The sequence below is a fragment of the Nocardia sp. NPDC004604 genome, assembly GCF_040609795.1.
GTDB lineage: Bacteria > Actinomycetota > Actinomycetes > Mycobacteriales > Mycobacteriaceae > Nocardia.
Map to the genome: position 1 here is coordinate 13,682 of NZ_JBEXLC010000086.1, position 23,251 is coordinate 36,932.

Below are 23,251 nucleotides of genomic sequence, written 5' to 3' on the forward strand. Positions count from 1 at the left end.
TACAATCCAAGTAATGAATCGAAGCCTACGCGGATGGAATTCTTTCATCATATGAGCGAACCCCAGCAGCAAGATCCGGCCGGGAACGGCGACGCCCCCGACGTCGGCTTCCGGCTGGGCGCCGGCGCCGCGCAGCCGTCCGGTAGCGCCGATGAGCAGACGACCGGCGCGCAGGAAACGCCCGCCGCGCCCGCCGATTCGGGCCCGGCAGCGGAGAGCGCGGAGCCGCCCCCCGCGGCACGAGCGGCCGAAGAGCAGGCCACCGAACCACCGGGAACCGATGACGAGCCCGCGGCGACCGACGGGCAAGAAACCGAAGCGCCGGCGGCCGACGAGCCCCCGACGATCGAGGACCAGGCCACCGAACTCGCCCACCGCATCGCCCGCGAACTCGGCATCGCGGGCCCCGAAGGCTGGCAGTCACTGGAGGCGACCTTCGCACTCACCGTCGCCGGCGGCATCGCCTACATCCTGTACTACGACGACGAGGATCAGGTCTCCCAGACCGAGCCGTCCCAGGAGGTCAACGAACTCGTCCCGCTGCATCGCGAGCTGTCCGCGCAACTCGGCGACGGCCCCTGGTGGCGCATGCTCATCGCGCTCGAGGCCACCGGCGAGGTCGAGGTCGACTACGACTACGCCGACGAACCGTTCCCCGACGACCAGCTCCTGCCGCCCGAGGCCTATCGCGCCGACCTGGAAACCTTTCCGCGCGACAGCATCCCGGTGTGGCTGGCCGCCTACATCTTCCACGACGAGCGGCAATGGCGTTCGCCCCAGGACGCCGCCGCACAAGCTCGCGCCGACCGCGACGCCGGCATCACCTCGACGCTGTCCCGCGAGGACTTCCCGCCACTGCCCACGCTGTGGGCACGCTGGGCCACCATCGCGGCAGCCTTCGTCGCCATCGGCTCCGAACTCGGACCGCGCATCCGCCCCGCGCTCGGAATCTTCGAAGGATCCGCCCGCAGCGGCTCCACGTTGTTCGTGCTGCCCGGCGGCCGCGCGGTGTTGTCGGGTGGCGTGTGGAACGCACCCGAACTCGACGCCGCCTACAACGACGACAACGAACTGCCGGACCTGTATGCCGGCGCCCCCGACTGGGTGGCCAACCAGGTACTCAATCCCCGTGCGTCCCAAGGACAATTGTCGTTCTGCTACTGGTGGTCCCACGGCAGCTGGCACCGCGGCGAATCCCCCGGCGCCGACCAGCTCAGCCCCGCCGTCCCCGGCGTGTGGTCGGCACAGACCGTCGCCGACATCGTGTGCGCCGTGATCAGCAATGAGCCGACCGAACAACAACGGGAAGCAGCGGCGACACTGGTCGCCTCCGCCGAAGCCGGTGTCGTCACCCGGGATACGCTCACCGCGGTGTTCGAAGACGCCGCCGACAACATCGACGGCGCCATGTACCAGCTGTCACTGGCCGGTCTCGCGGTCACCGACCCCGAACCGCTGCCGGAGGATCAGGCCATCATCCTGGTGCGCGACTACATCCAAGCCCTCGGCGTCGACACCACTGGTTATCCGCTCGACCAGCTCGTCGGCGAACGCCTCGACGTCGGCTGGATGGTGTTCGTCCCCACCGAACCCGGCGAAATCGCCATCGGCCGCGCGATTTTCTACATCGCCGACGACGGAGTCATCGAACAATCCTCCTCCTCGACGGCACCGTCCACGTACTTCGAAGGCTTCGAACAGCGCTTCCAACAGCGGCAGACCAGAGCCACCGACGATCTCGTGATCTGAGGTCTGCAGGCCCTGCCCGGATCGTGCGGGAGAACACCTGAACGATCCGGGCGGCCGTTATCCCTTCTTCAATTATCTTGGGGGACAGTAAGGCCCGCCATCGAGCTGAATCTCAGCGGCCGAGGCTGTGCCACGGTCCCTCCGGGTCGTCGAACCAGGTGAGCGGATCATCGCTTGCGATGGGTACTTGCCCGAGGAATTCTTCCGGGACAAGGAAAGCCGAGACAAGCGGCTCGATGTGCGGAAGCAGCCCGGTGAGGATCTCATCGATGGCGCTGGGAATCCGCTCACCTAGGTCAGCGGATAGATATCCGTATCGCACCAGGTCGGCAACATAGGGCAGCAGACCGCGCAGAGTATGGAGCCGGTGGACATCGGTGAGCAGAGCACGGGCCGGGCTGCCCTCGGGCAGGAGCCGCAACCGGCGCAGGATCGCCTGCGCGGACATGCGCGCGGCATAGGCGCGAACGGCCTGCAGCGCGGGGTCGATGACTGCGTTCTGGCCGCCAGCGGGTCACCGGCGGATACATGTCACACCTTGGCGCGGGCTCGTTCCAGCCAAATGCTTTCCGCGGCAGCAAGTAGCCGGCCGAGATGAACCGGATCGGTGATCGTGTACTCGATGGCGGGATCGGGTTGCGAATCGGGCGCGAAGTGATGCCTGCGGACCATCTGTGCCGCGGCTTTCACCCAGATGGCCAGGTTGTCGCCTTCGGCGGTGATCGGCAGTTCGACGCAGGCCAGGTATTCGGCGAGGTGGTTGGCGGGGAACAGCCCTGCGAGCTACAGCGTTCGCGGCATTCGGCCAGAATCTCCCTGGCGCGCCAGGTGATCCAGCCTTTCCCGACGGCGAGTTGCCATTCGGTCCGCGCGTAGTCGGCGTCCCGGTGCGTCGACCACTGCTCGATGAGGTCTCGATGCAGCGCGGTCATGGCATAGGCGTCCGCGCCCGCGCCCAGCAGTGAACCGTGGTGACTGCGCAAGGCCATCAAGGGAATACGCCCGCCCGGCCCTCTGATCGTGCGCCGCCGGCCGTGCCGCACCGCGATGACCAGCGCGGTGCGGGTGATGCCGAGCGTGAGAGCGCTCATGGAGAGCTTTCCGGGCGTCACTCGCCGAATCGACCGCAGTACGCGCTTGGCCGGGTCGGGAACATCGCTGATGAAAGTTCCATCGGGAGCGAACCTTCCGTGCGCTCCGGCCAGCAGCGCGTCGCGTGGCACGAAGACCTGGTCGAATGACGAGACCCGCACCCTGCAGGCCACCGAGATCGGCACCGGGATCGGATTCCCCGGCGGCACACAGGTTCTGCGTGTACGGCGGACCCGAACTGTTGTTTCCGGCCATCGGCGCTCCCGTAAACAGACTCGCGAGACCGTGTACGTCGTGACCAGCTTGTCGGCCACCGACGCCTCCTATCAGCTGATAGCCGAATGGTTGCGCGGACACTGGGCAATCGAGAACGCCGTCCACCACGTCCGCGACGTCACCTTCGACGAGGACCGCCACCAGAACCGCACAGGCAGCGGACCACAGGTCCTGGCCACCATCCGCAACACCGCGATCAGCCTGCTCCGACTCACCGGCACCACCAACATCGCCGCCGGGCTGCGACATCACGCCCGCGACTTCAACAGGCCCGTCGAACTACTGCTCACCAGCTGAAACCTGACAATGCCGAGGCCCTGCCGCTGTCTAGCCGATCACCGGATGCCCGTGCCAAGACACGTCCGGGACGGGCAAACCGATACGCCGGCTCGCCTGCGCGACCTTTTCCAGGACCGGTTCGGCGTCCTCGACACGGCCGACGGCGGTCAGCGCGCAGCCGTACACCTGCATCGCCCGCAGGCGACGTACCGCGGCCGAGACCTCGGTGAGCGCGCGCACGGCCTCCTCGGCGATCGGCACCGCTTCCTCGGCGTCACCGCTGCGGAGGGCCACCTCGGCCAGCCGAGCCAGGGCCCACCCCTCCTGATGCCGGCGACCGTCGCGGCGGGCCACGCTGAGCGCCTGCTCGCACAGTTCCCGGGCGGTCACCGGATTCCCGCGCTGCAGCGTGGCGAATCCCAACTCGTGCAACGCCATCGATTCGACCCGCAGGCTGCCGACCTCGCGCGCCACGACCAGGGACCGCTCGGCGGCTTCGACGGCCTCCGGCCAGCGCCCGGCATCGCAGCAGGTGCGCGCGATCGTCGCCCAGCTCATTCCCTCGACGAATTTGTTGCCGTCCTGGCTGACCAGTTCGATCGCACGCCGGTAATGCTCCACGGCGAGATCGACTTTCCCGCGATAGTCCATCACCGTGCCCAGCATCTGCTCGGCGAGGATGGCGCCGGCCAGATCGCCCGCATCGTGCAGGACCGTACCGGCCTGCCGCAGCGCCCGCCCGGCGCCCAGATCACCCATGCCGATCAGGCGTGCGCTGGCGGCGGCCAGCTGCGCCCGGACCATGGTCTGACGATCGCCGTCGCGCTCGGCGGCCCGGCTCAGCACGTCGAGCGCCTGCGCCACCCTGGGCAGGTGCTCCCCTGCGTCTCCGCCCACCGCCAGCGACAGCGCGAGATCCACTGCGAGCGTGCGTGTTCGGGCCTCGGGGCTGACGGCCACCTGCCGATACAGCGCCACCAGCCCGAATCGCTCGGCCATCGCCCACGCGGTGCACTGGCGCTGGGTGGTGAATTGCTGCTTGGCCGTGCTGGTCTCGGCGTAGTAGTGCGTGCCAGCGCTGGAATCACGCAGTTCCACAATGTTTTTCGCGCTGGCTAGATAGAAGTCGACCAGCCGGTGCAGGGCCTGCGACCATTCCGCCTGCTGCTCCGGATCCGCGACCCGGCGGGCGAACAGCCGCAGCAGATCGTGATATCGGTAGCGGCCGAGGTCTGGAGTTTGCATCATGCCCAGATCCACGAGGGTTTCGCAGAGCCGTTCGGCCTCGGGCTTATCCCGGTCGAGCAGGGCGGCGATGGCGGCGACGGACAGATGCGGCGCATCGGAGAACGCGATGAGCACGAACGCGCGCGACAGTTCGGGCGCGAGGCGCCGGTAACTGGACAGGAATACCAGTTCCACACTGGTATTGCCGATCGCGAGTTCGGAGAGCCGGTCGCGATCGTCGGCCAGGCGTTCGGCCAACGACGCCAGCTGCCAGCTGGGCCGGCTGGCGAGCCGCGCCCCGACGATGCGCAGCGAGAGCGGCAAATACCCGCACTCGCACAGGATTTCGTGCGCGGCCTGGGATTCCTCCGAGAGCCGCCGCCCAGATACCATGTGCTCCAGCAACTTCCATGCCTCGTCCGGAGTGAGGACATCCAGCGGGACCAACCGCGCGTCGAACAGTTCGGTCAGACTCGAACGGCTGGTGACCAGTACGGCGGGCGCGCCCGGACCCGGCAGCAACGGCGTGAGCTGCTCGATGTCACGCGCGTTGTCGAACACCAGCAGCATGCGCTTGCTCGCTACCAGGTTGCGCCACAGGCTCGTTCGCTCCTCCGGATCCCGCGGCAGCTCACCGGGCTCGACGCCGATCGACCGGAACGCCACCGCGAGCAGCATATCGATCGAGCGCGGCTGCTCGTCCATGCCGCCGAGGTCGAGATACAGCACGCCGTCCGGATACCCGTCCCGGAAGCGATGTGCGAGATGCACTGCGAGGGTGGTCTTTCCGATGCCGCCCATCCCGGTAATCGCGACCACCGGGCGCTGTCCGGAGTCCGCGCTCAGCACTTCGGCCAGCTCATCCACCAGCTCTTCGCGTCCGACGAAATCGGCGATGTCCAGGGGCAATTGCACCGGGGCCAGCGTCGGGAAGCCGAAATCCGGTTCGGCGGGGGGCAGTTCGCCCGAGGTAACGAGCGTGGAGCCGGGCTGCGGCGAGTCGGCCGACAGGATCTCCTGATGCAATTCGGCCAGCCGCGGACCGGGCTCCAGGCCCAGATCCTCCGACAGCACCCGGCGCGCGTTCCGATACACCTCCAGCGCCTCGACCCGCCGCCCGGCGCGATACAGCGCCATCATCAGCAGCTCGTACCACCGCTCACTGTGCGGTTCGGCGGCGACCAGCGCCTCCAGCTCCGCCACCGCGGCGGAGTAGCGGCCGAGATCGAGCGCCACGGCTATCGCGGCCTCGTCCAGGGCCGAACGTAGCCGGCGCAGCCGGGTCCGTCCCTTCTCCGCCCACGGTCCGGTCAGCCCGACCAGCGGGTCGCCACGCCAGAGTTGCTGCGCCGCAGTCAGTTTCTCGTTCGCGGCCTCCGCCGCGCCCGAGCTGCGGTCGGATTCGGCGGCGGTGAGCAGGGATTCGACCGCGGCGACATCGGATTCCACCGTCAGGCCGAGCCGATAGCCGCCCAGGGTCGAGCCGAGCCACTCCGCTCCGGCACCGGCCCGGCTGTGGCGATCGAACTGCCGGCGCAGCCCGTGCACGTGATTGCGCAGGACACTGGAAGCGGAGGTAGGCGGACGATCCGCCCACATATGCGCGGCCAGCTGCGTTGTCGACAAGGTGCGCCCCGGCTCGGCCGCGAGGATGGCCAGCATGGCCAGCGTCTGCGGCGCCGTGATATCCAGGCGGCGCTCCCCCAGCCGCACCTCGACCGGCCCCAACATATTCAACCGAAGTACCCCGGGCTTCGCCTCATCGATACCCGAAACCTGCCGCGCTGCCAACTAACCCTCACATTCGACCCGACCGAGGTCGGGATCAGCCTGGAAGTCGGTGCTCTCCAGCTTCACCTGGTCATCTCCTCGAAGACTCCGATGAGGTTGACGCTCACATGGCCTCACCGCAGCGCTCCAATGGAACTTTCACACCGAAGCATATGGAATCCGCAGCACCCGCACGTGAACCGAAGCGCCATCTGGATAGAACATTTGCGCCAGAAGGTTAGGAGTTGCCTGTGCGTCTGAGGGTTACGGCAGGTGAGACGATGACGGTGTCGTCGACCGCGGACGACAGCGCTCTAGATCGGATCCGGAGCACGCCGCCGCGCCGCGCCGAAATGCTCTCGCCCGCCGATGGATAGACGATCAACCGCCCGCCCGCCGAGCCGTTCGGTGCCATCGGCCGGGCGACCAGTCACGGCGCGGGGCCGCGCCGAACTCCCATCCCCAAACCAAACGCTCCTACCGATACCGCTCCCATATCTACTGCGACCTTTGCAGCCGACGCATGTTCGGCAAGACCCGACGTATCGCCGCCTACTACGTATGCGCCCCGAAGAAGGGCTACATACCCGACGGCCACCCCACCGGCGGCTCCTTCTTCGTCCGCGAAGACGACATCAACACCCACCTCAACACCTTCCTCAACCAGCACGTCTTCGGCGACTACCGCCGCGCGCCCTGCTGGCCAACACCAACCACGACACCCACGCCGAACACGAACACGCCCAACGCATCAGCGCGCTGCGCCACGCAATCACCGACACCGAAACCAAAATCAAACGACTCGTCCGCAGCCTGGAACTGGTCGATGAACCCGACCAAGAACTCATCCGAGACATCGGCGAACGCCGCACCTGAGGTTCCCCCGCTTTCACGGAGAGCTCCAATCCGTGGTCCGATAGGACCAGAAGGAGTTCATCAGTGGCAGCACCGAAGAAGTACCCCGACGAGCTGAGGGCTCGGGCGGTCAGGTTGTACCGGGATTCGGATCCCAAGCCGACGATCCGGAAGTTGGCCGAGCAACTGGGGGTGCGTCACGAGGCATTGCGGAACTGGATCCGCCAGGCCGAGGCTGATGCCGGTGAACGTATGACAGACCGACGACCGACATGCTCGAGGAGAACAAGCAGCTGCGTAAGCGGGTGGCCGAGCTCGAGCGGATCAATCCGGTATTGCGTGACGCGAGTGCGTATTTCGCGTCGGAGCTCGGCCAGACCCGGAGGTGATCGTGCGGTTTGTGAAAGATCACCCGCAGCACCCGGTCGAGCTCGTATTGCGGGTTCTGGGCATCGCGTCGTCGACCTTTTATGGGTGGCTGCAGCAGGCGAAGACCCCGTCGCAGCGGCGGGTGGCCGATGAACAGTTGCTGGCTGAGATCGTCGATATCCACACCAGTTCCGGCGGCACCTACGGATCTCCACGGGTGCACGCGATGCTGCGCCGTCGCGGACTCCGTGTCGGCCGCAAACGAGTGGAACGGCTGATGCGGCGGGCGGGGTTGCAGGGCGCGTTCCTTCGCAAGAAGTGGCGCATCGGCTCGACACGGCAGGATCGGCGGGCCACGCCAGCACCGGATCTGGTCAACCGCGACTTCACCGCGCAGGCCCCGGACCGGCTGTGGGTGGCCGACGCGACACGGATTCCAACCGGCGACGGCGTGTTCTGGTTGGCCGCGGTCGGGGACGCGTTCTCCAACCGGATCGTGGGCTGGAAATGCTCGGATCGCTGCGATACCGAGCTGGTGCTCGGGGCGCTCGAGTATGCGGTGTGGGCGCGGGACGTGCGCGACGGGCAGCTGGTCCATCATTCCGACCGCGGCTCGCCCTACACCGCGATACGTTTCGCAAATCGGTTGGCCGACAACGGAATTGCCCAGTCGATGGGTTCGGTCGGCGATAGCTACGACAACGCCCTCATGGAGAATTTCTTCTCCACGCTGAAAACCGAGCTGGTGTACCGGAACTCTTGGCGCACAAGGGAAGACGCGGAGAACGCGTTGTTCGCCTACATCGACGGCTGGTACAACACCCAGCGCATCCAGAAGAAGCTGGATTGGCGATCACCGGACGAGTTCGAGGCCAACTACCATCAACTGGTTCCAGCCGGAACCAGATAATCAGCTCTCCGGCGAGGCGGGGGAACCTCAGTTACCGAGCATTACCCAGGGGAGCCGAAGCCGGGCTACGTCGCGCCCTGGGAAGAGATGCCAGAATGGGAGCAAGCCAGCGCCATTGCGGTTTACAAGCAGATTGCCGGATTCATCGATACCACCGGCGGCGCGACCAGCAACCTCACCGAAGAACAACGGGGGCGTTTCGTCGCCTTGTGCTGGATCGGGCAGATCTATAAGCACATCGCCAACCCGAAACCGTCGTATGTCGCTGACTGGGATGAGCTCCCGGAGTGGCAGCAGCGAGTCGACGCAGCAATCTTCGACGCCGTCGAAGCTTCATTGACAACAACGAGTTCGCACTAGCGATATCGGCGCGATGCAGGAATGGGATCACCGACTCCCGTTCCCGGCTGAAGACAACCACCGCGATCCGTATCGCCGACGCGACCATGACCACCTCGCCGTTGAGCGTCAATGAGGCCTGGCACTGCACGCCGACCGTGGCCTGCCGCGAGATCGCTGGTCAACCGGATTGTGTGAGGCAATAATTGCCTCGTGCGACCGGCCCCTTGCCAATCCGATCCGCGGGTAACCGCGGAAGCGCTGTTCGGTGCCGAACTGCGCGCCCGACGTAAGGCCGCCGACCTGTCATTGCGGCAGTTGGCGCCACTCGTGCTGGTCAGCCACGATCTGCTGTGGCGGATCGAGACAGCACAGCGTCGGCCGCATCCCGACTTGGTCGACCGGCTCGACCGGGCCCTCGATGCTGGCGGCCAACTGAACCGGCTCGCCGCCCCTTTCACCGATATCGTTCTTCAACAGCCTAAAGATATTTCGTTGGAGCCAGACCTCGTTGAACCGACGCTTCGTGATCTGATCATGGAGGTCCGCATGGCTGACCACACCATGGCAGCCAAACGCCTGCCCGAGGTGGTGGCCCAGGCGAAGGCCGCCGAGAAGTTTGTCTCGCGAGTGAGCGAGTCGCAGAGGGCTCAGCTACTGCGGAATATCGCTGAAGCGCACCAACTCGCCGGTTGGATGCTGTTCGATCGAGGCAGCGTCTCGCTAGCTGAGGACGCGTTCGCCAATGCACGGCGGACGGCCGAACGCATCGGCGCAATGGACCTGATCGCGTTCGTGGGTGGCCCGAATGCCGCTTTCATGAGTACCTGGAGCGGGGATCCAGCCCAGGGTGCCGAGCGAGCCTATGGGGCGATGTCATGGGCCCGGCGCAGTGGAAATCGGCGCTTGGCCGCGTTCGTGGCGACGATCGCCGCGCGTGCACACGCGAGAATGGACGAAGCCGACCTCTGCACCAAGATGCTCGTTGAAGCCGAATCGGAGCTGTCCCGGCATCAGCCGCAAGAACCCGACCCGGTCTGGCTGGACGTGTTCGATGACGCTGCGTTGGCTGGGCATCGCGGTTCGTGCTTGCTGGATCTCGGGCAGCCACGGCACGCCGTCGCGTCTTTGCGTGAGCAGGATTCGACCAGTCCATGGGTCTTTCTGCGTAATCGCACTATCTGGCAACTGGAACAGGCCGAGGCGCAGCTACGAATGGGTGAGGATGAAGCTGCGGCAGCGGCGGTGAATCATGCGATGGATGCCGTAACACCTGGTTTCATTACTCCTCGGGTCGCGCGCATGTTTCGCTCAATCCTTCTGAAACTGAGTGCATCCGGCGATACCGGAGTGTCGCCAACTGCTGACCGGTTAGAGGTCTTCATCGAGGCGTGCGGGTGAGCGGGTAAGTCGCCCAACGCATCTCGATCCCTTTACCGGAGTCCACGACAATCAGCAGCTCCCCTTGCAACCGGCCTTCCGCTGCTCGGAAACGTCCCGGCCCTTCCGGTTCGAAGCGGGTGTCGCTGGCGAGTGGGTCATCCGCCAGGCTCGCATGCAGGCCGTCGTGCTCCCACCGGAACACCGCTTCGTCGGCTTCCGACCACCAGCTGCCGAGAAGCGGACGGATCTCCGGTGGACACGACACGGGCTGCCATTCGCGTGGCGGTTGTGTTGGCTGAGATGCGATTGCCTCGCAGAGGATTTCGGCGGCAAGGTCAGCAGGTTTGATCCCGCGGGTTGCGTTGGCCAACGCGACCACCGTCACTCCAGTAGCACGGTCCAACATCAGCGCCGACTGGAAGCCTGGCATCGCGCCGGTGTGCCCGGCGAGGACGCGGCCACCTCGGCGTTCCAAGATCAACCCGAGGCCCCAGCCTTTGGTCCATGCTGCGGTGTCGACAATGACCTGCAGGGTGTGCATGCTGTCGACGACCGATGCGGGAAGTACGTCGGGTTCCCCTCCGGCCAGTGCGTGTCCCCAACGAAGGAGGTCGCCTGGTGCGGACCACATTTGGCCACCGACACCGATCGCGGCTTGGTCCATTACCGGTTCACGATGGACCGTGGCGATATACGGATCGAGGCGGTAACCGATCGCCGCACCCGCGGGCCGTGCCCAACTCGTCTGCGAAAGGTCGAGAGGAGTCAGCAGCATCTGCTCAATCAGCTTTTCGCACCGTTGACCACTGACATTTTCGACGATCTGGCCGAGCACGGCGTAGCCGAGATTCGAGTAATGCCACCGTTGTCCCGGATCGGCGACCAATTCAACATCCTGAAGCGCGTCCCGGAGTTCGGCGCCCGTCGGTCCTTGCATGCTTTCCCACATGTCAACCGGGGCTTCGCGTTGCAGCCCACTGCTATGCGACAACAGCATCCGAAGTGGCAGATGCCCGAACGGCGTGCCGGGTAGATAGCGATCGACGGTGGCGTTCAGGCTCAGATCGCCGCGGTGGGCCAGTAACAACGTGACCGCCGCAGTGAACGTTTTCGTGATCGACCCGATGCGGTAGATGCTGTCGATCGTGGCCGGCGTTCGGTTCTCGACGTCCGCGTACCCGGATGAGGCTGCTGCGTAAGGAACGCCGTCGACGCCCACCGCGACGGTCAAACTCGGTATCCGTGCGGCGGTCTGCGCCTGTGCAACCTTGGCGGCCAGCGCCGTCTGGAAGTCGGTGTCCATGCGCCCCTTTCCTTCTTGACCAGCATCCCACACCCTCGGCGGCATCTTGTTGACAAAGTTTCTGTCCACATCGAAGTCCTTCCACACCGGATTTCCGCAGACCAAGGTGAAATCAGCACCGCGAACGTCGGTCCATTTCACTTTTCGACACCGCAAACTGACGAACTGTCGACCGAGGAATCGGGTGACTGCAGAACCAGAGCCGGTCGAAGGACAGACCCTCGATTGCTGGTGCCTCTGATCCGAGGAGGCCCAATGAATGACATCCCAGAATCCGATCTCCCGATACCGATCTGGATGCCCCGCATAGGTCTCCCAGAACAATAGGTAGATGAGGTAGTGGGCATGTCGATCGAAGACGACGAGAAACCGTTGATGACCAGCGTCAGAACCCTGCATCAGGCGAGAAGCGTCGGACAGGGCGGCTGGGTTGTGAGTTTTCTGCCCGGTCGGACCTTCTCGCGCGACCAAGCCCTCGCCGCGCTTCGTGCGGCCGACGAGTGGGCCGCGATGCAGGCATGTGCGAGTCTCCTCGGCCTGACCGCGCTCGAACTTGCGGGCATGGTGGCGACCGAGTGCACCTGGCCGCCGCCCATGCAATCGCGATCAAGCCGATCGCGTACCCGTTTCTGGAGGGGGATTTCCCGATGATGCATGGGCGAGCGCTGCAGCGTGCGTCGGTGATCATGTCGTTCAGTGCTGGTGCGGCGCGGGGGCGTCGGGTGGCGGCCGAGGCGCGGAAGGCGTCGAGACCACACCTGTCGGTGGTACCGCAGCACGGTGGGCGTCACCGGATGGAGCGGTGATGTTCGAGAGCTGCCACAGCGCCTATGAGGTAGCCCACGTGTATCGCGGGTTGGGGTTCACGGTGTCGTGTTCGTTCGAGCGCGTGTCGGTGATCGCGACTCCAGCGTTGGGTGCGGTGTCGATGCCCGCTGGTCTCGGCAAGCAGGTCCGTGAGGAGCTTCTCGAGGAAACCCGGTGCGTATCGGTGCCGATCATCAGCTACTCACGACCGAATCGTGAGTGGGTGTTTCTGGTCGGCCCGGCGTGGGGCGGCAGGCTCGGGGTACGCACGCTGGCCCAACTGGAGGAGCGCGGCGTACGGATCCTCGAGTCCGGCGAACGAGTCTGGTTTCCGATGACCGACCATCCCACCGGGTGGTACTGGGTGACGCAGCCGGTAACTGCGCATTCGTTGCCCTCGCGCACCAGCGTGACATCGGCTGCTCGTCGGTTCGTCAGCCCGGCACGGTCTTCTGTGGTGTGGCGGTGAGCGATGCACGCCATTCCAAGTCCGGATACGAGCGCAGCGGTCTCGGACGGTTCCCAACCTGGCGCGGCAACGTTGTTCCCCTCGGGTGAGGCGCTGTTGTCGGCGATCCGAGGGCATCACATAGGAACACACCCACTGGCGGAGCTAGCGCACCAGCTCGGTGTCATGTACCAGCGGCATCTGGCCGCCTTCGGGAGTGAGTGTTGTTGCCGCAGGGATGAACTCGTGCTCGCGGTGGATGTGTGGGTTACTGATCATCTTCCGCTTCCGCATCCGGCCGCGACGATGCACACCGAGACGTTGGGAGCGGTGATAGCCCGGTTGGCCGAGGCCCAGGTCCACGCCTACCACCTGCTGATGACGATTGATCCCGCCGACCCGGCCGTGCACGCGGCCTGGTACCGGCTTGCCGAACTGGTCGATGGCTACACCGATCTGACCACCGACCTCGCGCGGCGAGCACGGCGACTCCCAGCCCTGGGAGATCACCGATGACGGCCACAGGACTCCCCGACAAGGATGCGGTGCTGGCCGCCTGCCGAGGGTTCCCGAACACAATCGACCATCCGATGCTGGATGCGGCTGGCGAACTCGCGATACTGCATCGAACCCGCGAACACACGCCGCTGTGCGCGCTCGAGGACATCGACTGGCAGCGCACCCGTGTGAGGTCGGCCATCGACCGATGGCTAGTGGCGGCCATCCCGATCCCGCTTCCCGCCGCGCGCCTGGCCACCCACACCATGGGCCAGGTCATCGACCAGCTCGCGCAGCTGTCGGTGCACACCTATACCGCACTCGCCGCCGCGCCGGACGTGCTGTTCTACGACGCATCGGTGCGGCTGGCCGAGGCCGCGGACGCCTATCAGGACTTGGCCGACGAACTCGCCTGCGGTATCCGCCGACTACCTCAGCACGCCACACCGCAGTGAACAGCACTGTCCCCCACAGCATTTCCACCCCGATCGCCAATTTTCCTCGTGAAAAGGAGTGCCTTGCATGATGTTCGATGACCGACGAGATCTCACTGAGCAGCCATGAACGCACCAACGCCTCCCGATCCTGACGACGGTGCTCACCTGCAAGACTGCCTCACAGATCCAGGCGTGCTCACCGAGATCGACGCGATCCGCGCCATGACCATTCACCACGGCTGCCCGCCTCAGTGTTTGGTTCTCGGCCGCGCCCTGGACACGCTCAGAATGGAATACACATCGGTCGCCGTACCGGAAGACCAGTCCAGTGCTGTCGAATCTGCGCAGCGATCCGCGACCGGACCGATGCCATCAGAAGAATTCAGCGAGCTGGACCACCATCTTGCCGACAAAATCCGGACACTACATAGCCTCCACGGGCACATCGAGAAGACGAAATGACCACCCCAACACCACTTTTCGTACATTACTGGAAACGAGTCGTGGGGTGGCTCATGGTGGATGCACCGTCCAATCGTGGCCCCGACGGCGAACCGGCCGACGACCAATGATGGATCGACACACGTCCCTGCCTGCTCTGGTCGGACTCGCCGCGCTAACCCGTTGTTCTGCCGTGCTATTCGAGGACACCCGTAGGAAGCTCACATCCGAGTGCGGCCGCGAGAAGCCGGTAGTGGGTGGGTGCCCAACTGGTGCGGCAGGCTTGGCAGATGCAGCCGTCCGCGGTGACCTGAAGGGCGGCCTGGCGGACGAGTTCACCGCTGGGCAACCCCTCGGCCCGAGGATCACCCGCCGCAGCCGCGGCGCGACCGGCCTGCCGGTCCGATGATCAACCGGAGCTGCGGCCAGTGCCGCAGTCACCCGGCTCCGCAGTCCAACAGGCAAATACGACAAATCCGGTTCCTGATTGCGCACCCGCCGCACGATCGGCGGAACCACGAACGAGCCCGGCGACCGGTAAGTCACGAGCGGCCACAGTAATCGACCGCGACTGGAACAGGGCCGAATCACACTAACCTGCAACATCATCCGATGCTGGAGACCTGAGCATCAACCGAAGGACCCCGCTACGCGAAATGCTGCCAATACACGAAGTCCGCAACCTGGGCGCTCCGTTCGGCGGCGCGGCAATGGTCGGGTAGTGCGGTGCCGCCGCCGGCGATGTGCTCGCAGACGCCGCGGATCCGCAGCATCTCCTGAAGGGCACACGGGGTCCAGTGACGCGAAAAGTCGCTAAGTTTTCCTGTTATGAGTTTCGTGACAGGGCGGGCGAAGCGGCCTTCATTGCTGTGGTGGGATGCCCTTGAGTAGCCCAATCACCGCTGAGGCCAGTTGGTGGATCGTCCCGGGCGGGGTGGCGTTCTTGATGAGCTGGAACTCGAACTCAGTCTTGCCGTCTCGCCTGCGGACCTTGATCGCCGCTTTGGTTTGCAACCAGGCGGTGAGGGCTCCCAGGACGACCGCCGCTCAAGCAGGCCCTTATATTCCAGACCGTTCTCCCCCTCGACAATCCGCTGCACCAACTCCTTCAGATGCCCGTATCCCTGGGCCGCGAGACCGTCGGTAATCTGCTCCACCAATTCCCAATCCCGCGGACCCACTGTGCGCTTCCGAGTCTCGGGGAGGTTCGGTTTCCCAACAAGACCGGCAGAGTCCGATGTGGTGAAGCGGCGCACCAGGCGATCGAGGCTGGATCCAAATGCGGTGTGCCGGCTCGGCGATAGGTGGCTACCACCGACCCATCCAGATCCGTGGAAGCTAACTGTTCCAACACCTTCCGCTCGAGACTATTGCGCCGCCTCCTCCACCACCGGACTGGGGACAGACGTCCTACGAGTCGGGGACGATCCTCGGGCTCCACCGCGCGGCCTGGAGGCGAGAAGGTGCGCTCTTGTTCGATTTGTCGGGCGAGGAAGCGCAGATATGCCGCCTCCTTGGGTCGCCGCCGCCGCGCGGCCGTTTCCAAGTTGTCAGCGCGAGCGTCCAACTCGGCAACCAGCCCCCTGACATCGAACGATTCGTCCGTTCTGGAGAGAAGGAAGCCGATTTCCGCCACTGAATCCACCGTGAGTAGCCGACGGGCAAGCTCGCTCTCAATCACGGTCGCGTGCCCCACCATTCCGATGCAGGAACTCTTTGAAGAAACTATGGTCGATCATTCGATGCTCCTCCGGGGTCTTCGCGAACTCATGCGCCCTCCAGAGGTGGCCGAGCGCCCGATTGCGTTCCCCGTGGAGCCAATAGGCCATCGAGATGCGGAGATGCACCAGATAGTCCTCGTCGGCTATCGCGGCAAGATGGTCAGCCAGAACGACCCCCTTGGAGAATTCCCCAGCCAGCAGGAACCCCCGCAGATCCTGAGTCATGAGCCGGACATCGATGCCGATGGTCTCAGGGTCCGCGTTGCTCCATTCACGCACTTCCTCCGCCGCGCCGGTATTTCCGGGCGGCGTGTACCGAAACCCGATCTGCGATGCCTCCTCGGTGGAGAGGCCAGTGCGCAGTGCCTCGAGCAGCCGGGAGTGCGGCGCCCTCTCCTCCAGCTCGAGCACCGCCACAGCGCAGCTGGCATATTGCTTGATGGCGAGCAGATACAGGGCCAGTAACTCCAGCATGGGCACGTCACTGGGGTCTGCCGAATACGCCTGCCGCGCGGCCGCCGCCACCTCTGCTGTGCGAACCCCCGAATTCCCGAGATCGTGCAATTTCGACAACGAGACAGCCAACAGCTTCAGATCACCCGGCTCGGCAACGCAGAGCGCGAACCTTTCTCGCAGCGCCGCGACACGCAAGCTCAGCATCTCCCGATCCAGCAGAGCAGCGGCGTGATGCTGCCGGAGAGCTCTCAACCGGGCAGAGACAACGTACTCGAGTTCCTCACGTGCGTTCAGATTGCACGCCTCCAACGTTTCGATCGCCTGCTCGACCTGGCCGAGTTGGCATTGGACGCTAGCCAGATTCAGCCAACCCTCCACGAAGCCTGGATGGTCGCCAGTCAACGACGACCACATCACCTCGGCCTCCTCGAGGCGTCCGACAAGGCCCAACGCCGCCGCATGGACATTCCGCGCCACCGGACCACCATCGGCCGCCGCGGCGGATAGCTGGCTGATCACACGGTCGGCCTCGACGCGCGACGCAGACTGCAACACCTCAAGGGGCTCCGAGCCCTCGATGACGACGAAGTCAATGTCCAAACGACTGGCCATTTCCCGCTCCCCGTCCGGGTTGGTGAAACCTTTCGGTGGCCACAGAACAATCTCGGATCCCCCATGACAACGCCAGTTCTGCAACGGTGTCATCAGTCACGACGCGCCCCTCCTGATCGCTTCGCCGCTCGGCGGATCCGATGGGGTCGCCGAAATCTCACGATAGCCCGCATGGCCGACACGAACTGTGGGTTCGATCGTGCGGACGACTCGGTCGCTCCCCTGTGGATGGCACTTCGGGACAGCTGCGGGATGGAGGTCCGGCGGAAATAGGTCACCGCAGATGACACATCGCACCGGCCGCGGGCTTGTCCTGGGCAACGGCAGGTTGGGGGCATCGCGATATTCGATGTCATGTCCGGCGGCCATCAAAGCGTTCTGGAGAACCAACCAGTCGAGCTGCGCCGATGCAGCAGGGGCACGGAACTCGGATGGCGCGGCAGTTTTGTTCACAGTCGAGGTGGATCCGACATTGGTGGGCACGATCGTCAGTCGTGGGGCCAGGCTCGGTAGTGGTCGTGCCTGCACGCGTTCGTCCTCCGCTGCCCTGGCCCGAAGACGTTCCTGCTCTTGTTCTTCTGCCAGCCGTCTCGTCAGTCCTTCCGGGACTGTGATGCCCTCGGGCGTCAAAATCAGGTCGGACAGCGGGAATTCGTGGAGAACGAGGTCGTCTCCTACGCAAGGCGGCAGGTGCTGCACACGATAAGCGGCGTCGCAGTCGCCTGAGAACGGTTGGTGGTGATGTGGTGCTCCGACCATCAATGTGGCCGAAGCAACCTGAGGATCGAAGGTCCACAACTGCTGTGGGGGTTCGGTTTCGCCGAGGACAACCCCGGGAATAGGGCTGTCGGGGTGCCAGAGCCAAACGTCGACGACACCGTTGCGCCGGTAGTCGTCGTGTCGAGCGGTCCATTCGGCATCGGTCAACCGGTAGCTCTGCGCCTCGACGGCAACGTGGCTGCCATCAGCGAAAACGACACGGATGTCGCATCGTCGTGCGCGGCTCAGCAGCCACACCTCGGTGCGAACATCGATGACACCCGGCTGGGTTCGAGCCCACGCCTCGAGCGACACCTTGCTTGCCAGATGCCACACCGACTCCGGCTCATGCCCTCCTCCGGCTAGTCCTCGGCCGGGCGGGTGCGCGAAATGGGGCCGTCGGTCACCGCGGATGCGGCGCCTTCACCACCACCGGGACCCGTGTGCCCGGGGTCGCACCTACCCCCGCATAGCACAAAGCGCACACCAGTGTCCGGTCCCCGCTATAGCTCGCGCGCCGAAGCTGGTTCATGCGCGAGTCGGCGGGATCAGTTGGCGCACAGATGTATTGGTGGCGCACAGTGTCGAGCGCGACCGTGAGGTTGTAGGAACGCACCTCGAAGACACCCTTCTCGGAATAGGCGACGACCTTCCGCGCGGCGGCAGCCGCGCGGAAAGCCATTACGAGGCCGCGCTATTCGACTGAGGTTGTATGTGAGGTCCGGCTAAGAATTTGTTTGGAAGAGCTTGTTCGCTCTGAAAAATATGTCAGTTATGTTGAGCGCCGGGAAGATCGAGGTTCACGAGTTCGGGTGTTACTACATGCGGCCTCTCCTGATGGTACGACGGCCAGGCTCTGGTGTCGACCGTTTGGTGTTCCAGCAGTAGACCATCCACATCATTGGCAGTGGGCCCGTGATCAAGCCCTGCGGCGTCTGCTTGCGCTTCAATGAGGCTCCCCGCCGCCGGAATGGCCAGAACAGCGGTCGAGCACGCCCCGAGCGCTCAGGAAACGCGTTCCACCGGCGCTAATCACATAGCGGAGACGAATTCGGCTGCCGCCCTGGTCCTCGGGTTCGAACTGCACAGAGGCTTCGCTCCTCGGGGCAATCTAGACCTGAGATCTCTGGGTTATGACGGACACCGATACAGCCACCGTCGGATGGCTTCAGTTTCCTACATCTACATGCACAGACTCACCTGCTGACCATGCGCCCAGCTGGTGCCGTATTCGGGTGTGTCCGGACCAAAAGATCCAGTAAAGATCCAGCAGGGGAATCTGTTTCAGCAAGACCGCAAACGCCGCCGCCTGTGGGCCTACCGGAGGAGCACACTGTCCGTTCGTGGTGCTCATGCGGCATCGCCGGATCATCCCCGCGTGCGCGGGGAACACACTTGTTGACCAGCGGTGATCTTGCCAGAAGTGTCAATTCTCATTCGGTTTCACCGACAGCGTCTTCCATCCTCCGGTTACGCGGATACAGACCGAGCAGTGCAGCAGGAGAATCTGTCTCCCCAAGTCAGCCGTTACATGTCAAACCCCGTACGGAGCGCACACCTTCCGCACGCTGGACTCGCCAGACATGATGGGAAGGCGGCGTGACTGATCGGACTGGGACAGACGGCGGCGCAGTCCGGAGCGTCGGTCGCCGGGATCGAAAGGCGAAGGCCCGCACAACGAATTCTTCGGCGGAGGAGGTGCGCTCTCATGAGCAACGAGGAGCACAGTGGTGTCGTCAAGCCCGCCGTGGTCTCCATCGGCAGGGCGTTCGAGGAACTGGACGACTACCTCGCCGAGAACGACGAAACGTACCGGTACAACGTGGAGGCTGGATTGGCTGGTCTGAAGCGCGCCGTCGCCTCGCAGCAGGCAGACGCTTCTACCGGCGTCCGGGCTTCCTCGAGCAGCAACCGCCAGATGGCTCTCCAGCATTTGAACAGTGAGACAATCGAGGCGTACGTGGACGGCGAGTTGCGGATGAACGCCTATCTGCGTGCCGCCCAACATCTTTCCGACTGCCAGGAATGCGCAGTCAAGGTCGAGGCGGAGCAGCAAGCGCGCATTACTTTACGTAGGGCGGGACGGGCTGCGGCTTCCAACAGAACCTTGCACGACGGCCTGACCCACATACCGTTGGCAGAATCGCCAGCAGCAAATGCGTTCTCGCCCCAGGCAAGTCCACCGGGCGCAGAGCACGCGTTGGTTCTGTCAGGCGGCGCCTTCGGCACCATTGCGATCGCGGTGAAACTGTCCGGCGACATCGTGACCGTGCGTCAGACCGCGCGAGAACTGGCGAGCAAACTTCGGTTCAGTCTTACCGACATGACCATGATCGCCACGGCCGTGGCCGAAATTGCTCGCAACATCACCAGTTACGCCGGCACAGGCGAAATCCGGCTGTTCGTCGACGACCGGGAAGGCCGCCAAGCGCTCGTAATCCAAGCAGAAGATCAGGGACCCGGCATTCCCGATACAGTTCACGCGCTGGAGGATGGCTACTCTACCGGCCGCGGGCTCGGCCTGGGGTTGCCCGGAGCCCGACGGCTGATGGACCGGCTGGTGATCGACTCCACGCCGGGACAGGGGACGCTGGTGGAGATGTGGAAGTGGGTGCCCCCAGATGCATGAACGCATGTGACCTAATAACCCGATCGGCCGACGACTCGGACCCTGACTGCGCACGCCGCGGCGCGGCAAAAGCGCTCTTGGCGAGTCCACACTCCGACATGCCGGATCCCGGCAGCGCTGACAACTACGACCTGTGCTCGGTGACAACCTCGCTGCGACTCGCAGATAGATGACCGGCGGTGGCCCGGCAGGTGAGGCCACCAGGTCGGTTACGAACCGGACGTGGAAGCCGCGCCCCGCGATCCGGCGATCTGGCTGCGGGTACGCTGCCCAGCGGCGCGGATCACGGTGCCGAGGCGGCGGCCTGCTGCTGCGAAACACCGATTTGACAGTTCCACAGTGTGAACTCATGCGAGACAGGATATTTCTGTCTTTTTCGTTCCTATGGCCAACTATTAGCCATAGTTGTTCGACTGGGAGAATTCATTTCCACTCGCAAGAGCACCCGCACGCGCAACACCGGACCTACCAAGGCCGCGCCGACCAAGACTCCACCCAAGCAGACGGAGTCGAAGAAGGCCGACCCGACACCGGAACCGGCGCAGAACACAAGGGCGGCAGTGTCGAAGACTTGGCTTACATGGCATCGTGGGCCGCGAAGATCGCGTACCTCGTCGGCATCGCTCTGTCGCTCGAAAAATCTGCCAGGAGCAGCCGATGGTCTGCTTGACGAGAAAGTTCGGTCCGGTGCGTTTCACCGCTTCGAAATCGAGGTTCGGCTTCAGTGCCGGTCCTGGCCCCGTCTGACTGACACGCCGCGCCGATGGTCGTGTCCAACGGACGGTGCGGGATACCGCGCACTGCATCTACGACACCAAGACCATCGGTGCGCGACCGAACGGCCGCCCCAGACAAGCACTCTCACCCGCTGCTCGGACGAGCCCGCCCGCGGCCTCAGCCGGCCGCGAGGCCGAGATCGGTGTCGCTTTCTTCGCGTTGATCGTCGGGGGCATAGCGTGTGCGGCCACTGTAGGCGGACTTATCTGGCTGGCGATACCGCTTTGGCTGGTGACAGCCTTTCTCGTCTACAGCGCGCTGCTGGCGCGATCGGACAGACGAAAGCGGCAGCGAATCGCGGTGCCGACCATGCCGAGATCAGTACGACCCACGATCTACCTGCCCCAACCGCACCGCCAGGCTGGTACCCATCGCCCAATGACCCCACGCGCCAACAATGGTGGGACGGCCAGGGCTGGACTGAACCTATATCCGGGTCCGAATACGCTGCGACCATGTCGGGTTGACGTACGCGCGGAGCGATCGACACAGCCGACAGCTGTGTGGACGCCCGAGACAGAATGCCGTTATCGTCGTGTGCATGGGAGATAGCGGGGGGCCTACCGGATCTGGCCAGAATCTGTCAGTCGTGCCCGATGATGTGCAGGCGATCGGCCAGTACGTCTACAACATCGCCGACACCATGAAACAAGCCCTCGATTCCGCTGCCCGCGAGGTCGACACCCTGCTCACGTCCGACTGGACCGGCGACGCAGCCGACGAATTCTCCACCGGGTGGACCGAAACCCGCGACGGTGGAACACAACTCATGCAAGCGTTGACTTCGCTCGCGGAAAAGCTGGGCGTCACCGCGGCCAACTACAAAAACACCGACACCGGCAACGCGTCCGGTATCTCCAGCCTGGACCTGCCATGAGCTCCCAATTCAGCGTCGATCTCGACCAACTCGACCAGATCGTGTCGCGTCTCAACGGTTTGGCCGGGTTCTTGCACGATCACCTCGACGAACTCGACCACAAGGTCGCAGCCCTGCAGGGCGGCAGCTGGGAATCCGCCGCAGCCAGCGCCTACGCCGACGCACACAGCCAATGGCTCACGGCCGCCCGCGAATTCGCCGAAGGCATCGCCACCATAAGCGACGCCGCGCAGAAAGCGCACGGCCGCTATACCCGCGCCATCGACGTCAACCGCCGCATGCTGCAGTCCGGGCAGGCATGATCGTCGACTGGCAGACCTACTACGACGCCGCCAAGAAATGCCACGACCTCGCCGACGACCTCCGTAAAGCCGACAAACCAGTCCACGATGCGGTCAAAGGTGAATGCGTCGGAATGGCCGGAGACGCACCTGGTTGTAAACAATGGGGCGAGGCCTACGACCAAGCCGCCCGGCAGACCATGCAAGCCTGCTCCAGCCTGGCCAACGCCCTCACCAACTACGGTGCCGTGCTGTACGCCAACGGCTACCACTACGGCACCGCCAACAAGAGCAACCCCGCCCCGCCCCGCATCCATGCCCAGGAAGTCGGCGAGTACAAGGTCACCATCCCGTCTTCGGTGCACGATAACGGGATCGGCTTCACCGACCATGGCGGGCTGAAGGAGTTCTTGGACAAACTCGTCGCCAAAGTCCTCGCCGCCTTCGGCAAACTCCCCAACGGCGACCACACCAAACTCGACAAAGCCCACACCATCTGGAACACCTTCGCCAACCACGACACCATCACCGGCGCCGCCGCCCGCATCTCCGCCATCTCAGCCCTGTTCGACGGCATGGACGACCCCACCAACCGGCAACTACTCCAAGACCACTTCACCACCCTGAAAACCGCCGCCGACACCGTCGCTACCGCCTCCCAGAAGATGGCCGCACCGGTCAAGGACTACCACGACGCGACCGTCGCCCTCGGCAACGACAACGCCACAGCGATCAACGCGCTGGAGCTGTCCATCAGCCTGATTGCCATCACCGCCGGTGTCGCGTTCCTGTTCAGCCTCGGCTCCTCCGCCGTCGCCGCAGCCGCCGCCATCGATGCCGACGTTGCCCTCACCATCAACGCGATCCAAACCTCCTACCGCGCCAGCCAAATGGTCCGAATCATCGGCCTCACCAGCCTCGCGGCCGGCGCCGTCGGCACCATCGACGCCTTCCAC

26 protein-coding genes and 1 pseudogene are annotated in these 23,251 nt (G+C 64.5%); 18 read left to right on the forward strand and 9 right to left on the reverse strand.

Annotated features, from left to right (window positions below; all coding sequences use genetic code 11):
- The first annotated feature begins 51 nt into the window (after positions 1-51).
- Positions 52-1,749: a hypothetical protein gene (locus ABZW16_RS27525; RefSeq protein ID WP_354958960.1), complete on the forward strand. Its 1,698-nt coding sequence runs from the start codon at positions 52-54 to the stop codon at positions 1,747-1,749.
- Between the two features lie 112 nt (positions 1,750-1,861).
- On the opposite strand, the gene ABZW16_RS27530 is transcribed toward ABZW16_RS27525, so the two are convergent.
- Positions 1,862-2,239: an acyl-CoA dehydrogenase gene (locus tag ABZW16_RS27530; RefSeq protein WP_354958981.1), complete on the reverse strand. Its 378-nt coding sequence runs from the start codon at positions 2,237-2,239 to the stop codon at positions 1,862-1,864.
- 196 nt (positions 2,240-2,435) lie between these two features.
- Entirely contained in the window at positions 2,436-3,002 is a 567-nt protein-coding gene (locus ABZW16_RS27535; RefSeq protein WP_354958985.1) for a hypothetical protein, read from the reverse strand.
- Here ABZW16_RS27535 and ABZW16_RS27540 point away from each other — a divergent pair.
- Complete coding sequence (locus ABZW16_RS27540) at positions 2,911-3,414, forward strand: transposase (RefSeq protein WP_354958961.1); 504 nt, start codon at positions 2,911-2,913, stop codon at positions 3,412-3,414. The genes ABZW16_RS27535 and ABZW16_RS27540 overlap by 92 nt on opposite strands.
- 30 nt (positions 3,415-3,444) lie before the next feature.
- Here ABZW16_RS27540 and ABZW16_RS27545 read toward each other — a convergent pair whose 3' ends face one another.
- A complete protein-coding gene (locus ABZW16_RS27545) occupies positions 3,445-6,414 on the reverse strand; it encodes a BTAD domain-containing putative transcriptional regulator (protein WP_354958962.1) in 2,970 nt (989 codons plus the stop codon).
- 660 nt (positions 6,415-7,074) lie between these two features.
- The gene (locus tag ABZW16_RS27550) at positions 7,075-7,233 is read right to left on the reverse strand and encodes a hypothetical protein (protein ID WP_354958963.1); all 159 of its coding nucleotides are present in this window, start codon (positions 7,231-7,233) and stop codon (positions 7,075-7,077) included.
- Positions 7,234-7,332: 99 nt separating this feature from the next.
- Here ABZW16_RS27550 and ABZW16_RS27555 point away from each other — a divergent pair.
- The 4 genes and pseudogenes from ABZW16_RS27555 to ABZW16_RS27570 all read left to right on the forward strand — a co-directional run.
- Positions 7,333-7,503: pseudogene (locus tag ABZW16_RS27555) on the forward strand (transposase); the annotation flags it as partial.
- A gap of 136 nt (positions 7,504-7,639) precedes the next feature.
- A complete protein-coding gene (locus ABZW16_RS27560; RefSeq protein ID WP_354958964.1) occupies positions 7,640-8,527 on the forward strand; it encodes an IS3 family transposase in 888 nt (295 codons plus the stop codon).
- Between the two features lie 87 nt (positions 8,528-8,614).
- On the forward strand, positions 8,615-8,887 hold the full coding sequence (locus ABZW16_RS27565) for a hypothetical protein (protein WP_354958965.1): 273 nt from the start codon (positions 8,615-8,617) through the stop codon (positions 8,885-8,887).
- A gap of 192 nt (positions 8,888-9,079) precedes the next feature.
- Positions 9,080-10,267: a helix-turn-helix transcriptional regulator gene (locus ABZW16_RS27570; protein WP_354958966.1), complete on the forward strand. Its 1,188-nt coding sequence runs from the start codon at positions 9,080-9,082 to the stop codon at positions 10,265-10,267.
- On the opposite strand, the gene ABZW16_RS27575 is transcribed toward ABZW16_RS27570, so the two are convergent.
- A complete protein-coding gene (locus ABZW16_RS27575; RefSeq protein WP_354958967.1) occupies positions 10,248-11,639 on the reverse strand; it encodes a serine hydrolase domain-containing protein in 1,392 nt (463 codons plus the stop codon). The genes ABZW16_RS27570 and ABZW16_RS27575 overlap by 20 nt on opposite strands.
- 258 nt (positions 11,640-11,897) lie before the next feature.
- Here ABZW16_RS27575 and ABZW16_RS27580 point away from each other — a divergent pair, with 258 nt between their 5' ends.
- The 6 genes from ABZW16_RS27580 (at position 11,898) to ABZW16_RS27605 (ending at position 14,592) form a co-directional block, all read left to right on the forward strand.
- Entirely contained in the window at positions 11,898-12,203 is a 306-nt protein-coding gene (locus ABZW16_RS27580) for a hypothetical protein (protein ID WP_354958968.1), read from the forward strand.
- A gap of 154 nt (positions 12,204-12,357) precedes the next feature.
- Positions 12,358-12,828: a hypothetical protein gene (locus ABZW16_RS27585; RefSeq protein WP_354958969.1), complete on the forward strand. Its 471-nt coding sequence runs from the start codon at positions 12,358-12,360 to the stop codon at positions 12,826-12,828.
- 165 nt (positions 12,829-12,993) lie between these two features.
- Positions 12,994-13,323: a DUF4254 domain-containing protein gene (locus tag ABZW16_RS27590; RefSeq protein ID WP_354958982.1), complete on the forward strand. Its 330-nt coding sequence runs from the start codon at positions 12,994-12,996 to the stop codon at positions 13,321-13,323.
- Entirely contained in the window at positions 13,320-13,760 is a 441-nt protein-coding gene (locus ABZW16_RS27595; RefSeq protein ID WP_354958970.1) for a hypothetical protein, read from the forward strand. Before ABZW16_RS27590 ends, ABZW16_RS27595 begins: the two co-directional genes overlap by 4 nt.
- A 105-nt stretch (positions 13,761-13,865) precedes the next feature.
- Positions 13,866-14,204, forward strand: coding sequence for a hypothetical protein (locus ABZW16_RS27600; RefSeq protein ID WP_354958971.1), 339 nt, complete (start codon positions 13,866-13,868; stop codon positions 14,202-14,204).
- Positions 14,205-14,466: 262 nt separating this feature from the next.
- Positions 14,467-14,592 (forward strand): hypothetical protein, encoded by a 126-nt coding sequence (locus tag ABZW16_RS27605; RefSeq protein ID WP_354958972.1) that lies wholly within the window; start codon positions 14,467-14,469, stop codon positions 14,590-14,592.
- 238 nt (positions 14,593-14,830) lie between these two features.
- Here the strand turns inward: ABZW16_RS27605 and ABZW16_RS27610 are convergent, their stop codons facing one another.
- Entirely contained in the window at positions 14,831-14,956 is a 126-nt protein-coding gene (locus ABZW16_RS27610) for a hypothetical protein (RefSeq protein ID WP_354958973.1), read from the reverse strand.
- A gap of 698 nt (positions 14,957-15,654) precedes the next feature.
- On the opposite strand from ABZW16_RS27610, the gene ABZW16_RS27615 reads away from it, so the two are divergent.
- Positions 15,655-15,822, forward strand: coding sequence for a hypothetical protein (locus tag ABZW16_RS27615; protein ID WP_354958974.1), 168 nt, complete (start codon positions 15,655-15,657; stop codon positions 15,820-15,822).
- A 34-nt stretch (positions 15,823-15,856) separates the two neighbouring features.
- Here the strand turns inward: ABZW16_RS27615 and ABZW16_RS27620 are convergent, their stop codons facing one another.
- The 3 genes from ABZW16_RS27620 to ABZW16_RS27630 form a co-directional block, all read right to left on the reverse strand.
- Positions 15,857-16,972 (reverse strand): hypothetical protein, encoded by a 1,116-nt coding sequence (locus ABZW16_RS27620; protein WP_354958975.1) that lies wholly within the window; start codon positions 16,970-16,972, stop codon positions 15,857-15,859.
- Positions 16,973-17,068: 96 nt separating this feature from the next.
- A complete protein-coding gene (locus tag ABZW16_RS27625) occupies positions 17,069-18,145 on the reverse strand; it encodes a competence protein CoiA family protein (protein ID WP_354958983.1) in 1,077 nt (358 codons plus the stop codon).
- Positions 18,135-18,413: a hypothetical protein gene (locus tag ABZW16_RS27630; RefSeq protein WP_354958976.1), complete on the reverse strand. Its 279-nt coding sequence runs from the start codon at positions 18,411-18,413 to the stop codon at positions 18,135-18,137. Before ABZW16_RS27630 ends, ABZW16_RS27625 begins: the two co-directional genes overlap by 11 nt.
- Before the next feature lie 1,548 nt (positions 18,414-19,961).
- On the opposite strand from ABZW16_RS27630, the gene ABZW16_RS27635 reads away from it, so the two are divergent.
- The 5 genes from ABZW16_RS27635 to ABZW16_RS27655 form a co-directional block, all read left to right on the forward strand.
- A complete protein-coding gene (locus ABZW16_RS27635) occupies positions 19,962-20,360 on the forward strand; it encodes an ATP-binding protein (RefSeq protein ID WP_354958984.1) in 399 nt (132 codons plus the stop codon).
- Positions 20,361-21,316: 956 nt separating this feature from the next.
- Positions 21,317-21,604 (forward strand): DUF2510 domain-containing protein, encoded by a 288-nt coding sequence (locus tag ABZW16_RS27640; RefSeq protein ID WP_354958977.1) that lies wholly within the window; start codon positions 21,317-21,319, stop codon positions 21,602-21,604.
- 74 nt (positions 21,605-21,678) lie between these two features.
- The gene (locus tag ABZW16_RS27645; RefSeq protein WP_354958978.1) at positions 21,679-22,014 is read left to right on the forward strand and encodes a WXG100 family type VII secretion target; all 336 of its coding nucleotides are present in this window, start codon (positions 21,679-21,681) and stop codon (positions 22,012-22,014) included.
- A complete protein-coding gene (locus tag ABZW16_RS27650; RefSeq protein ID WP_354958979.1) occupies positions 22,011-22,316 on the forward strand; it encodes a WXG100 family type VII secretion target in 306 nt (101 codons plus the stop codon). The genes ABZW16_RS27645 and ABZW16_RS27650 overlap by 4 nt, the downstream gene beginning before the upstream one ends.
- A partial coding sequence (locus tag ABZW16_RS27655) for a hypothetical protein (protein ID WP_354958980.1) occupies positions 22,313-23,251 on the forward strand: 939 nt, incomplete at its 3' end. The genes ABZW16_RS27650 and ABZW16_RS27655, both read left to right, overlap by 4 nt.